Raw genomic sequence first — 12,564 nt, 5'->3', positions numbered from 1 at the left:
TCGGAATCATTGAGCGATGCCACAATTTCAATTGGACTTTCTAAGCGTTCAAGTAGGGTTTTTAATTGTGCTGAAGTATTTTGATCTAACATGGCAAACGTCTCCAAAGGAGTAAATGTCTATTGAATGCAGTCATCATAAAACAAACCATTAAATAGGTAAAACAGTTTGTTTTTATAATTAAGATCGAATTATCAGATAACTTGCATAAATCAAAAAATGTTTAATATTTGATTCTTTAAAATCAGCACTGCCTCATTTAATTGATTTAATTCTTTTCCCTTTGCGTAGGCACTATCTCTACTTTTGAAAGGTCAAAATGAGGATCTCAAAATATATTTTAAGTCCGCAAGAAAAACCTTTTGTTTCCCATACACGACGTCCTGAGCCAGTTTTAAGCACTGCTTTAAAATGTAGCGCAAGGATGGGAAACGTGTGGCATCCATGCCACAATCATAAATCCAATACCTACTAAAAAAATTTTAATTTTGACTTTACGAATTACGTGATCAGGCCTTCAAGGTTGATGATCAAGGTACAAGACGCTGCTCTACTCTTAAAGCTCGACCTTTTAAATGCTGTGCTAAGAGAAATAAAATCAAACTCAAAACCGCAGATACAATCAGTAGCGCAATAATCAATATTTTAACAAAGGCACTTATTTGTGCGGCCTGTTCCACTTGGCGCGATACACTTTCAGCCATTGGTGTTAAAGTTTTAGCATAAAGTTGATGCTGCATCGTCCATAATTGTTCAGGTTTAAAACCATATTCAATAAAATTCGGATCTGATCTTTCCGCTTTCACCAAAGCTAAAACCTGAGGAATTGCGGCATCTTTATCGGTAGGTTTATGTAATAACGCAGTTTGCGCCAGTAAATAAGCCTTCACTGGCTCATCTAAATCAGCTTGCTGTAAATATTGGGCTAGCTCACTTTGCTGAATATTTTTATCGTATTGAATCGCTTTGGCATAGGCATCATTTTCATCATGCTTTAAATCATATTGTAGATAAGTCAGCCCCGACCACAACACGATAAACGCAATCAACCAACCGACAAACTTCAAAATAAAAGACTGAAAACGGATATAAAAAAAACGGATTTTTTTCAAAAAATGAATGACAAAAAATGCCCCTACAAAAGAGACAAACAGCTTCAGAATAAGCCAGCCAAACCATGACAGCAAACTGGTAAAATAATCTGAATGCTGCCCCAATGCCGCCAGATGACTATCTATACTGATGGGCATATGTAATTGTTTAAGTTCAGTGGTCACACCAAAAAAACTATAGACAAAATCATGTTGTAAAAATAATGCCACAACAGAAGCAATAAAAATGGTTGTACTACTGATGCACAATAACATCACATTGCGTTGGCGCTTTTTCAACGCCACCACACCCGATTCAATCTGTTGTGGATTCACAGCATATTCATCTAAGGGAGGCAAATCCTTTCTCCTAAAAGGTAAGCAATCAACTTAGGAGCGATCCTAAGACTTATTGCTCCCACCTGTATTTGATTCTAAAACCAAATGATTCAGATTATTCTGCAAAGCACGTAACCGTGTGGTTGCTTCTGCACGTTTCTGCATGCCTTCTTTTTGCACTTGAAGCACATCATTCACTGTTTTAATGAGGGTGTTTTGCACATGTTCAAGTGTTTCAATATCAATCACCGAACGCTGATTGGCTTTGGCGGTATCTACAGAGTTTTGATGTAACAAGTCTGCATTACGGCGTAACAGATCATTGGTCGCATCATCAATACTATTCGCCAGTTGGACACTATTTTTCTGCTCATGCAAAGAAATGGCCAAGCTAATTTGGTTTTTCCATGCAGGCAGCGTAATGTTCTTAATGGCGTAAAATTTATCCACCAACATTAAATTATTCGATTGAATAATCCGAATCATGGGTAACGTTTGCATCGCCGATTGCTGTAAAACTTGTAAATCACTGACCCGTTTTTCTAAGTTATTGGCCAGATGGTTGAGGTCATAAATTTTTTGTACCGTTGATTGATCTTGAATATGTGTGGTTAAGAACGCTATTTCTTGTTGAATTTCCTGTTCTTTTAATTTTCCAGCAGCAATATAAATACCCAACTGTTTATATTCATCTTGTACGCCATGGAACATTTTATCCAAAGTTGTAACACGACTTTTTAACCCCGACTGAGAGGTTTCAATTTCTTTGACCAACACATCAATTTGTTCTTTGGTGCTATTAAAATGTTGATCAAAGCTTTGCTTCGCACCCCTCATTTTACTGAATAAACTGCCAAAGAAACCCGAACTTTTTTTCTGATTTAAAATACTGTTGGTATTCAACTGCTGCGCAACTTGAACCACCTGATTTAATTTTTGACCTGTGGTATCAAGGTCTTTATTTTGTACTAAGTTTAATAATTCATCGGTATAGGTCGAGGTTTTTGTCGCAATATTTTTACCATATTCAGCAACGGCTGTATGGCTCATTTCAGCCAATTCTTTATGTGCATTCATCACTTCATTAAAGTCTGAATCCTGCAATCCAATTTCTTGTAAATTCAGTTGCTGAAATTTTTGCTGAACGACATCTGTGGTCACGTCTGTAGGTAAATCTTTATGCTCAAAATTGGTCATGGGACACCTAATGAAAATTATTAATGTGTTGGTTTCTGGAGAGATTTTCTTAAAGTTTTAATCAGATTTTCACGGCTATTATCTAACTTTTCCAATTCACTTGTCGAACTGGTTTGATTGCTTTGTTTAACATGATATTGCCACGCAGGAATAAGTACCTGCTGTGCCTCTTTAAAACGATCGAGTAAGGTAAAAGACAGTTGTTGAGACAACTGCATTTGTGTAATTGCAATGTCATTACTTGCTTGTAAAGTTTGTAATGTATTAATTTTTTTAGATAACCGATCAGCAAAATTATCGAGTGGATGTTGATTCTGTACAAAATTCGGATATTCCTGCAAGAATTCTTGCGCAGCCCGAATGTATTTTGCCATTTGCTCACGATGTCCAATCAACTGCTGAAAACGTGCTTGTGACTTTTGAATCTCAATCTGTAATTTTTGACTTAAATGATTGGCTCGACTGAGTAACTGATCTAAATTTTTATAATATTCAACCTGACCAGAACCATATTCTAAATCTATCCCCAACCATTTTTGCAAAGCATTAAACTTCCGCGTTTTTAAATATTTTTTTGAATCTGCTAAAGATTGAATCAGTTGTTCGATGGTTAAACTTAACTGCTGCGTTAAATGTGGATCGACGCCATTTAACAACACAGATTGTGCTTGAATCAGTGGGTCTGCATAATAATTGAGACGATATTGATCATTCAGTAACGGAACCAAATCATCGCGTTGAATGGAGAGAAGTTCAGCCCGATTCACTTCAATTTCAGCCAAAGGAACGAGAACATCTATCTGAGACATAATATTAGAAACTCAATAAAATCATTTTTATAGTACGGCTTTTATACAAAATATCATGTGTTCTTTTGCAATTTCTAGTTGATATTTTTATTTATTTCATTCTATTTTAAATAATGAATTGGAAAAGTTAAGCAAATTAAAAAATTGAATCATAAATAGCTGCTTTTTTCTAAAGTTATGTTTCTAATGCTTAGCAATATCATTCACTTTGAAATTTGTCTGATTAATAATGGAATGACATGTTGCCAATCGAGAGTATTTCCCCAAAATCCGTGAACCAGCACAAATTTCTAGCCTACATCACTGATTGGATAGATTAGACAGTACATCCAGTACGAACATCATTTTCAGCAGGCCATCCCATTAAACATTTTAAAAATTGGCATGCTATATTCATCCATCACGCCCATCAGCATTTAAGGATAAAACTCGGTGGAAATAGATGAAGAGCTGACGCTTAAAAAAATTCAAATTTTTTTAGCTTTTATGCGATGTGGTAATTTGTCAAAAACAGCGGTTGAAATGCAAATCAGTAATGTCAGTGTTCATAAAGCATTACATTCTCTTGAAAATTCATTACGTTGCCCTTTGTTCAAAAATGAAGGTCGAAATTTAATTCCCTTAAAGAGTGCTTATGTCCTCGAAGAACATTCAAAGAAAATTGTTCAAGATATTGTCACTACCGTCAATAAAACACGAGAAGCTGCTGGATTTGCATCCAAAATTTTTCATTTAGGTTCTTTGTATTCTTTAACAGTGAATACTATTCCAAGTGTTATTAGTGGTTTAAAACTCAGACGAGGCGATTTAGATATACAACTTTCTTTAAGTTCAAATTTAGATTTGGTCAAAAAGTTAAAGGCCACGGAGTTAGATGCAATTATTGTTGCGCTTAATGAAACAACTCAAAATCAAGAATTTGAGTGCTTACCCATGTTTCAAGATGACATTTTTTTAGCTGTACATAAGAACTCCAAATATGCAGAACTTGATGAAGTCGATTTAAGTCAGCTCAAAGATGAAACTTTTCTGACCCTTGCAAAAGGGTTCGCTACGCGTAACGATAGTGATGTGGTCTTTGAAAAAGCTAAAATTGATCCTAAAGTTTTTTTACAGGTTTCTGATATTTTTACCTTAATTAGTATGGTCAGTTCTGGGGTTGGACTGGCTTTATTGCCTGGTCGAATTTCAACAATTTATGAAAGCTCTGTAAAGTTAATTCGACTTAAAGCGCAATATCAAATCAAGCAAGAAATTGGTTTAGTCTTCTTAAAAAGTAAAGAACGTGATCCTAATTTATTGGCATTTATTGCTGAATGTCGTATGTTTTCAAGAAATTTTTAACATAAAATTTGGGCAATTTATTTAATCCTTAGATCTTAATAAATTGCCCATACAGGATAAAACCCATTCATTCTTAACCAAAAATAGCATTTACGGTAAGAAAGAATACTGAAGGGCCTAATAAACACCCTAAACCTGTATAAAATGTTGCAACCAATGCGCCATAAGGGACTAGACGTACATCAGTACCCGCTAAACCAGCAGCCGTTCCACTTGTGGTTCCCGCCAAACCACCGAATACCATGGCAGATTTCGGGCTTTTTAAGTACATAAATTTAGCCAGTAATGGGGTTCCCACCATAAAGAATACCGACTTAATCAGACCAATTGCAATTGAGAGTGCAATGACATCTGAAGTCGCACCAATCGCTGTCCCTGTAATTGGACCAACAATATAAGTCATTGCCCCAGCACCAATAGTGGTCATTGAAACAGGGTCTTTATATCCCATTAGCCATGCCGTCATTGCGCCAATCACAAAAGGAACAACACAACCCAGTGCTAATGCAATAAGCCCCACCTTTCCAGCCTTTTTTACCTCTTTAACATCGACTTCAAATGCAGTAGATGCAATGGCAAGGTCACGAATCATTGCACCACCAAGCAAAGCAAATCCAGAGAAAATGGCAATATCTGAAATTCCCTTTGTTCCTTGTGTATACACGCCTGCAAAATATGCCACCACTAAGCCTAATGTAATTGCAATTGCCGAACTTTGAAGTTTACCTCTGGTCAAATACTTTGAAAGTAAATGAGAAATAAACATCATCAACCCTGTGACTGCAAGTGCAGTAACCAGCGCATTTTTACTTAATACCGTAATTAAAGCATCCATTATTTAATTCCTTTTAATCATTGAACTCGTATTTTTTATAACGAAAATTAAGCTGTCTTTTCCTTAGCTTCAACTGGCCATTCATAGACCTCGTAATCGTTATTCATTTTATTTAAATAACGAATCACCAAAACAGTACCGATTAATGATGCAACTGAAACGATCAGCCCTAACATTCCGCCTGATAGTGCAGCCACAACATTCTGGCCAGCAGACATGGCAACAACAATTGGAATGTACATCCCTGACCAATACAACACACCAAATTGAGTTCCTTGTGGCAGATATCCTTTCTTGGCTAAAAGCTCTTTTGATAAAATAAGCAAGATCATCGAGATGGCTACACCACCTACATTTGCTTTGACACCGAGTAACATACCCAACGTATTACCAAAATAGTCTCCTAATAAATGGCAAATGGCTAAGAGTGCTGTTCCATATATAATCATTGTTAATTCCTCATATCCTTGGATAATGACTTAAATTTATCTATTTATGCATTCAGTGATCGGGCACTTTCTTTATGCATGGCACCAATAAGACTGTCTAAACGTGTTCCTTGAAAAGACAGCACAGTTCCTTCTTTAAATGTCTGACGGGCTAATCCTGTTAAGACGGTTCCCGGCAAACTCTCAATCTGCAAACGTACGCCTCTTTCCCAAGCGGATTGCACCGTACTTTCCCAATCAATCATTCGGCACATATTGAAGCTGATATCTTCAATAACTTGCTCTTTCTTCACGAGTAAACGAGCAGATGTTCCACTTAAATAACGTATATTCGGCTGTTGTTGCGCAACTCCCTTTATATGTTCAGCCAATTGTTTTGCCTGAACATATAATAATGAACAATGTGATGGCACACTCACCTCTAAACGTTTGGCCAATACTCCATTTTCCTGTGCTTTTTCAGCAACCTGTTTCATTGCTTGATTTGATCCAGAAATCACGATTTGATTTGCTGTATTCAAATTGGCAATAAAAACATCTTGATTCTGCTGATAAACCTGATTAACCCAAATCTCTACATCAGATTGAGTCGTACCCATCAAAGCTGTCATGCCATAACCTGAAGGATAGGCCTGCTGCATTAAACGTCCACGAAGCGCAACCAGCTTGAGTCCATCTTCAAAACTCAAGACTCCTGCTACTGTTGCCGCAGCCCAAGCACCTATGGACAAGCCTGCAACATAATCTGGTTTAACTCCTTGTTCCGACATTAAAGAAGAACTAATAACGCCTGAAATAAACAAACAAAGCTGCACAGCATAAGTTGATTTCAGCGCTTCTGGCTGATCCAGCAACAACACATCTTGTTTAAGGATATTTGTTGCCTGTTCAAGATAATGTTGAACCAAAGTAGTCTGTGGTAAATCACGCAACATATTGACCTTTTGCGCACCTTGACCTGGATATACCCAAATTGAACTCATGCCATCATCCCTTTACTGCCAAGGATTGTTTACCAAAACTGCGCCATCATTTCGTTTTAGTAATACCTTTCCCGTCGTCCTTGCCCATTCTTTAAGTGCCACACCACCATTTGGCGTTTGAAGCTGCACATCCAGCTTTAATTCGGTTTGTTCCAGCTGATGAAGCAATTGTTTTGCTTCATCCTTCGTCAAAAATTCCTCTGTCCGAATCAACAGGTCAATGTCACTGTTTTCAGTCACTGTCTGAATACCCGTTGCCAGTTCAAATCCAACGCTTCCTGTATATCCCCAGACCCAATTTTTTTGATTCAATATCTTATGAATCATCTGCAATCGGTTCATCAAATGTGGAAAACTGTGTAAGTTCACATCACTCAATGCCTCTGGTTTTAACTGCTTGGTAATCGCAGCGATTGGCATGTGTGCAGCATAGCGTTGATGTCTTGCTGTACCTCGTATCCCCACTGCAACTAATGTAGGATCTGTCGTAGCGCGTCGCACAACAACTGGCTGATTTTGTGCAATAGCAGCCTTGACCCACGTAGGTAAATCGGCTTCTAAACAATCAAGCATCATGCCCCATAACAGATCATGTGCTTGAAGATGCATTTGCATCACCATTGCTCACGCAAAAGTTCACGCACCTGTTTCGAAGCTTGCCTATTTTCACCATGTAAGCGATGTTCAAGTCCCGTTGAACCAGTGGCTTGAATGTCATTCAATGCATGTAAAAATGCCTCTTGAACACATGCAATATCTTCAGTTGTAGGTTGTTCAGGATTCACGACGGTTAAAAGACTGGATAACAAGCCTAATGTGGCATAGTTTTCAATGTCGTATGCCATAGGTGGAATACTTGCGGCAAGTTTTTCTAACTCATCAACGGTACGCAGTGTCACACGGGCAGCCGACTCTTTCCCCATGGCATGTACCATAACACCTGTATCTTTAAGCGCAATGATACGATTTGCTTGGTAGCCATGGGCTAAAAATGCACCAGACATTGACTTTCCAACCAATAAACTAATCACAGGATGTCCTGCCAAACGTGCTCGCGCATAACTATCTACTGCACCAGCAAGGGCCTGATGAATACCAAAAAGTTCTTCACGGCGACCATAAGCCTGACTTGGGACATCAACAATACATAAGATTGCACGTTTTTGATCGCTGTCTTGATCAGATCGAATCACATCATCTACCGCTTTGGCCAATGTCCAACCTTCTAATAACCCCACCTCACCATTTTGAGCACGCGGATAAAGATTGTGTTGATCTGGAACAACGGCAATGACACGAACTGTTTTTCCTGCCATTTGTCCATCTGCAACCCAGACTGATTCGGCACCTTGCTCAATTCGGCTAAAGTCAGCAGTGAGTGCTTGAAACCAATGCTGACCACGTATTGATGTCTTAACTGCATGTACATCCATATTCATGCTTGTTCTCCTTGATATAAAGTACGAACTTGAAGTGGTGTAGCTTGCTCTGTCGTATCAACGCCCTGTAAATGATTCAAATAAAAATCATAGTTTGAGCTGCGATGTAATGTCGGTACACCTTGGTTTAAATACTGTAAAACTTGCTGTTTAATCTGCTGACGGTCATCTTCGACATAGGCATCAACCAAGCCACTTGCAGCACGTTGTTGTCCGCCCGTAACACTCCAGATAAATGGCCGATCCTTCGAATCATATTCTTGCACACCTGCTTCTTGCTCAATGACTTGTGGGCCATTTAGTCCTAAACGTCCTTCTTGGGTCATAATCAAATAACTGCATAATGCTGCTGCAATCGACATGCCACCAAAACAGCCGACACTCCCCGCAATGACTGCGACCACAGGTTGATATTGTCTAAGTGCCACAATTGCTGCTTGTATTTCTGCAATGGCAGCAAGTCCCAAATTCGCTTCTTGTAAACGTACACCACCCGTTTCAAGTAACAAAATTGCTGCGGTTGGAATGCCCTTACGGTTATCTTCTGCGGCCAATTCTAATGCACCTGCAATTTTTGCACCGCCCACTTCGCCTAGGCTTCCACCCTGAAAAATACCTTCAATCGAGATAATGACAACAGGTTTTTGCTGAAGTGTGCCTTTTGCAACCACAACACCATCATCTGCTTGTGGCACGATATTCTGCTTTGGCAGCCAAGGTGACATCATTCGTGTAAAAGGATCTAATAATTCACGAAAGCTTTGTTCATCTAATAATGCTTTGGCACGTTCTCTCGCACTTAGTTCAATAAAGCTTTGTTTTGCCAGTAAAGTTTGAAAATTAGCCACCGTTCACCTCCTCAAATGCTTGTTCTAAACGTAGGCGAACAACTCCCGGTGTTGCACCAAAGTCATGTATATCAATATGTACAGCGGGTGGTGCTTGATCACTGAACATTCGTTCAAACAAATTTTCCCAACGCTTTGAACTACCATCAACCGATGTGACAACATGGATTGACATCTTTTCTGTTTGACTCGGTTGCATTAAAATTTCTAAATCACCCGAGCCTACACAACCAACCAATGCTTTTTTAGTTGGACTACTTCCAGCTGCAAATTCAAACTTGAGTATTTCCATTACTGCATTTCCTATTTATTTTTAAAATAAAATTGCTCAACACGATCAATAAATAATGTGGCTGCAAGTAAATCTGCAACCCCACCCGGTGAGGCCCTTAAGCGCAAAAGATCCTGTTCTAAAAAATTAAATGCATGTTGTCCAGCAAAGGTTGAATAACCACCTAAATCCAACACCTCTTGAGCACCCTGCTGCATTCGCGCTAATCCAGTTTCTCCTGCACGATATAAAACACAGGTATCATCAAGGGTGGTCATCATGGCAAGCAAAGCATCTACCCGTGCAGTTATTTCATTACCCTGTGTTTGACGGCTTTTATCCAGTTCAGGTAATCCAAACTTCACAATTGCAGGAAACCCTTGCTGCGCTTGTGCTTTCGCACCACTGATGCCCAATGCTTTTTGTACTTGTTGACCGTGACTGAGTGCCTGTCGAGGAATAAAACGATCCTCAAATTGTGCAATTTTCCCTGCTAATTGACACAGTTCAACGGCTTGTACTGGTTTTGCAGTCAAACTGGCCAATGCCGCTGCTGTGACCATCAATCCTAATGCCCAAATTGCGCCACGATGGGTATTCACCCCACCCGTGGTGTGTAACATGGTGGCTTCACCGACACGACCAATTTCACCAATCGCTTCACGTAATGCTTGTGAACACGTTCTATATTGAAAGGCAGCCTGTGCCATTGCCACAAACATCGGCTGTAAACTGTGGGCTGAACGCTCCATCAAATCTAGTGTTAAATCATCATGGGCACCGCTTCCACGCTGATCCACCAATGCAGGTTTTGGGGTTAAATTCACTTCTGCAACTAAAGCATGGACTGCAAAATCTGCGAGTAAAATACAATGTTGGCTAATGTAAGGTTGAACACGTGCATTCATTACCAGCTCCTGAATTTTGCTGGAGGCTGATACAGCCCATCAGACCATGTCACAAGATCCGCAATATTTTTTGCAGCCAGTAATTCACGCGTGGCATCTGTACGGCGAATGCCTAAATCTTCTGGAAACACCACCAATCCTTCACGTCTTAAACGCTCTGTTGTCTTAGGATTATGGTTTAAGCCAATTTCAGTCACTCCTGCAACAGCAGCAATCATCTCCTGACGTTCTTCTAAACTGCGGGCTTTATACAAGTAAGCAATGCCTTCTTCAGTCAAAAGATGGGTTACATCGTCGCCATAAATCATGATAGGTGCTAAAGGCATATTGGCTTTTTTGGCTACGTCTACTGCATCTAAGGTATGTACAAAAGTGGGTTTGCCACCTTCCTGAAAGGTTTCCACCATTTGCACAACCAGTTTTTTACCGCGTGCAAGATAGGTCTCGGTTTCTGTTGCACCTGATGGACGCATATCCAACCATGCAGGCGTAGCGTGACGACGCCCTCGTGGGTCATGCCCCATATTTGGCGCGCCACCAAAACCAGCCAAACGACCTTTGGTTACTGTTGAAGAATGCCCGCTGCCATCGACTTGCAAGGTTGCGCCAATAAATAAGTCCACTGCATACTGACCTGCAAGCTGACACATCATTCGATTAGATCGCAGTGAACCATCACGACCTGTAAAAAATACATCAGGTCGCGCCGCAACATATTTTTCCATTCCTAGCTCTGTACCAAAACAATGCACACTTTGAACCCAGCCTGTTTCAATGGCAGGAATTAAAGTCGGATGTGGATTTAGCGTCCAATTTGTACAAATTTTTCCTTTTAAACCTAAAGACTCACCATAGGTTGGTAAAATCAGTTCAATGGCAGCAGTGTTGAAACCAATGCCATGATTCAGCGACTGTACATTATGCCGTTCATAAATTCCGCGAATTGCCATCATTGCCATTAGGATATGCACAGGCTTGATATGTTTAGGATCACGGGTAAATAAAGGCTCAATATAGAAAGGTTTGTCAGCCACAACCACAAAATCGACCCAAGAAGCAGGAATATCAACCCGTGGCAAATCTTTAACGTCATCCACCAATTCATTCACTTGCACAATCACAATGCCATCGCTAAAGGCTGCTGGTTCAATCAATGCGGGTGTGTCTTCTGTACTTGCGCCAGTATAAATATTGCCTTCGCGATCCGCCATGAAACCTGCTGAAAGCACGACATTCGGAATTAAATCAACCAATAAGCGTGAATAAAGTTCGATATAAGTATGAATCGCCCCAATTTCGAGTAAACCATCTTCAATCAACTGGCTAATGCGTAAACTTTGTGTTCCAGCAAATGAAAAATCGAGTTTACGTGCAATGCCTTTTTCAAATAAATCGAGGTGTTCTGGACGTCCAACACTCGGCATAATCATATGCAGATCATGTAAAACATCAGGGTTCGTCTGCGCCAAAGAGCGAGAAAGGAAATCGGCTTGTTTCTGATTGTTGCCTTCTAAAACAACTCGATCACCCGCAGTAATTAATGTTTCTAAAACCTTAACAATATCTTGGGTCGGAATAACCACACCATCAGCATACTTACTGGCCATTTCTATTTTGAGCTGTTTCGCCTGTCGACGTGTATTCCATTTACGTTCTTTGTTCTGAACCGAACCATCCATGTCATTTATCCTAATTCTGTATTTTGGTCTAAGCCTATAAAAGCGTTTTATTAGATTTTGATCAATCAACCTCCAATCACTTTCATTAACTTAAAGTTAATATTTAGATAAGCTAAAGGTTTTATGCGCTATAGAATTAGAAATACAAGGCTGGAAGGTGTAACTATCATGTTTTTAGCCGTAACAGCTAAATTTAAAAGAGCGAAATTAAAAAGTTAATTGATTGTATTCAGGAATAATATCTGCTGCTGATCATTATGCAAAGTGATGAATCCGTAACATGAAAGCGAGCATGAAACCATGACAGCGAAAATCGTAAAGCATGATCAGGCAGCATGCTCCACTGTAATTGAGATATGAGCCAATTGATGC

General features: G+C 39.5%; 13 protein-coding genes and 1 pseudogene. 1 reads left to right on the top strand and 13 read right to left on the bottom strand.

The genetic code is table 11. The annotated features are described in order from the left end of the window. The 4 genes and pseudogenes from B9T30_RS16420 to B9T30_RS14685 form a co-directional block, all read right to left on the bottom strand. Nucleotides 1-92: pseudogene (locus B9T30_RS16420) on the bottom strand (alkyl hydroperoxide reductase); the annotation flags it as partial. A 438-nt stretch (nucleotides 93-530) separates the two neighbouring features. Then, nucleotides 531-1,451 carry a hypothetical protein gene (locus B9T30_RS14695; RefSeq protein WP_086185661.1) on the bottom strand — a complete coding sequence of 307 codons (921 nt, stop codon included), beginning with the start codon at nucleotides 1,449-1,451 and terminating at the stop codon, nucleotides 531-533. Nucleotides 1,452-1,493: 42 nt separating this feature from the next. Next, nucleotides 1,494-2,627, bottom strand: a complete 1,134-nt coding sequence (locus tag B9T30_RS14690; protein ID WP_086185660.1) for a toxic anion resistance protein — start codon at nucleotides 2,625-2,627, stop codon at nucleotides 1,494-1,496. 20 nt (nucleotides 2,628-2,647) lie between these two features. After that, nucleotides 2,648-3,436, bottom strand: a complete 789-nt coding sequence (locus B9T30_RS14685) for a tellurium resistance protein (protein WP_086185659.1) — start codon at nucleotides 3,434-3,436, stop codon at nucleotides 2,648-2,650. A gap of 432 nt (nucleotides 3,437-3,868) precedes the next feature. Between B9T30_RS14685 and B9T30_RS14680 the strand changes: the two genes are divergently transcribed. Beyond that, nucleotides 3,869-4,780, top strand: a complete 912-nt coding sequence (locus tag B9T30_RS14680) for a LysR family transcriptional regulator (RefSeq protein WP_086185658.1) — start codon at nucleotides 3,869-3,871, stop codon at nucleotides 4,778-4,780. Nucleotides 4,781-4,853: 73 nt separating this feature from the next. Here B9T30_RS14680 and madM read toward each other — a convergent pair whose 3' ends face one another. From madM to mdcA, 9 genes are read right to left on the bottom strand one after another with little or no spacing between them, the layout of a single operon-like run. Then, complete coding sequence (madM, locus tag B9T30_RS14675; RefSeq protein ID WP_086185657.1) at nucleotides 4,854-5,615, bottom strand: malonate transporter subunit MadM; 762 nt, start codon at nucleotides 5,613-5,615, stop codon at nucleotides 4,854-4,856. 47 nt (nucleotides 5,616-5,662) lie between these two features. Next, nucleotides 5,663-6,064 (bottom strand): malonate transporter subunit MadL, encoded by a 402-nt coding sequence (gene madL, locus B9T30_RS14670; protein ID WP_086166528.1) that lies wholly within the window; start codon nucleotides 6,062-6,064, stop codon nucleotides 5,663-5,665. A gap of 44 nt (nucleotides 6,065-6,108) precedes the next feature. Then, nucleotides 6,109-7,047, bottom strand: a complete 939-nt coding sequence (gene mdcH, locus B9T30_RS14665; RefSeq protein WP_086185656.1) for a malonate decarboxylase subunit epsilon — start codon at nucleotides 7,045-7,047, stop codon at nucleotides 6,109-6,111. A 12-nt stretch (nucleotides 7,048-7,059) separates the two neighbouring features. Further along, on the bottom strand, nucleotides 7,060-7,662 hold the full coding sequence (locus B9T30_RS14660) for a malonate decarboxylase holo-ACP synthase (protein ID WP_086185664.1): 603 nt from the start codon (nucleotides 7,660-7,662) through the stop codon (nucleotides 7,060-7,062). Then, complete coding sequence (mdcE, locus tag B9T30_RS14655) at nucleotides 7,662-8,486, bottom strand: biotin-independent malonate decarboxylase subunit gamma (RefSeq protein ID WP_086185655.1); 825 nt, start codon at nucleotides 8,484-8,486, stop codon at nucleotides 7,662-7,664. The genes B9T30_RS14660 and mdcE overlap by 1 nt, the downstream gene beginning before the upstream one ends. Next, on the bottom strand, nucleotides 8,483-9,334 hold the full coding sequence (locus tag B9T30_RS14650; RefSeq protein WP_086185654.1) for a biotin-independent malonate decarboxylase subunit beta: 852 nt from the start codon (nucleotides 9,332-9,334) through the stop codon (nucleotides 8,483-8,485). Before B9T30_RS14650 ends, mdcE begins: the two co-directional genes overlap by 4 nt. Beyond that, complete coding sequence (locus B9T30_RS14645; protein WP_086185653.1) at nucleotides 9,327-9,626, bottom strand: malonate decarboxylase subunit delta; 300 nt, start codon at nucleotides 9,624-9,626, stop codon at nucleotides 9,327-9,329. Before B9T30_RS14645 ends, B9T30_RS14650 begins: the two co-directional genes overlap by 8 nt. 11 nt (nucleotides 9,627-9,637) lie before the next feature. After that, nucleotides 9,638-10,513 (bottom strand): triphosphoribosyl-dephospho-CoA synthase, encoded by an 876-nt coding sequence (locus B9T30_RS14640; RefSeq protein ID WP_086185652.1) that lies wholly within the window; start codon nucleotides 10,511-10,513, stop codon nucleotides 9,638-9,640. After that, nucleotides 10,513-12,192, bottom strand: coding sequence for a malonate decarboxylase subunit alpha (gene mdcA, locus B9T30_RS14635; RefSeq protein WP_086185651.1), 1,680 nt, complete (start codon nucleotides 12,190-12,192; stop codon nucleotides 10,513-10,515). The genes B9T30_RS14640 and mdcA overlap by 1 nt, the downstream gene beginning before the upstream one ends. Nucleotides 12,193-12,564 lie beyond the last annotated feature (372 nt).

Origin of the sequence: Acinetobacter sp. ANC 4973 (assembly GCF_002135275.1) — a bacterium.
Classification (GTDB): Bacteria; Pseudomonadota; Gammaproteobacteria; order Pseudomonadales; family Moraxellaceae; genus Acinetobacter; species Acinetobacter kyonggiensis.
This window is presented reverse-complemented; position numbering and strand designations above follow the sequence as displayed.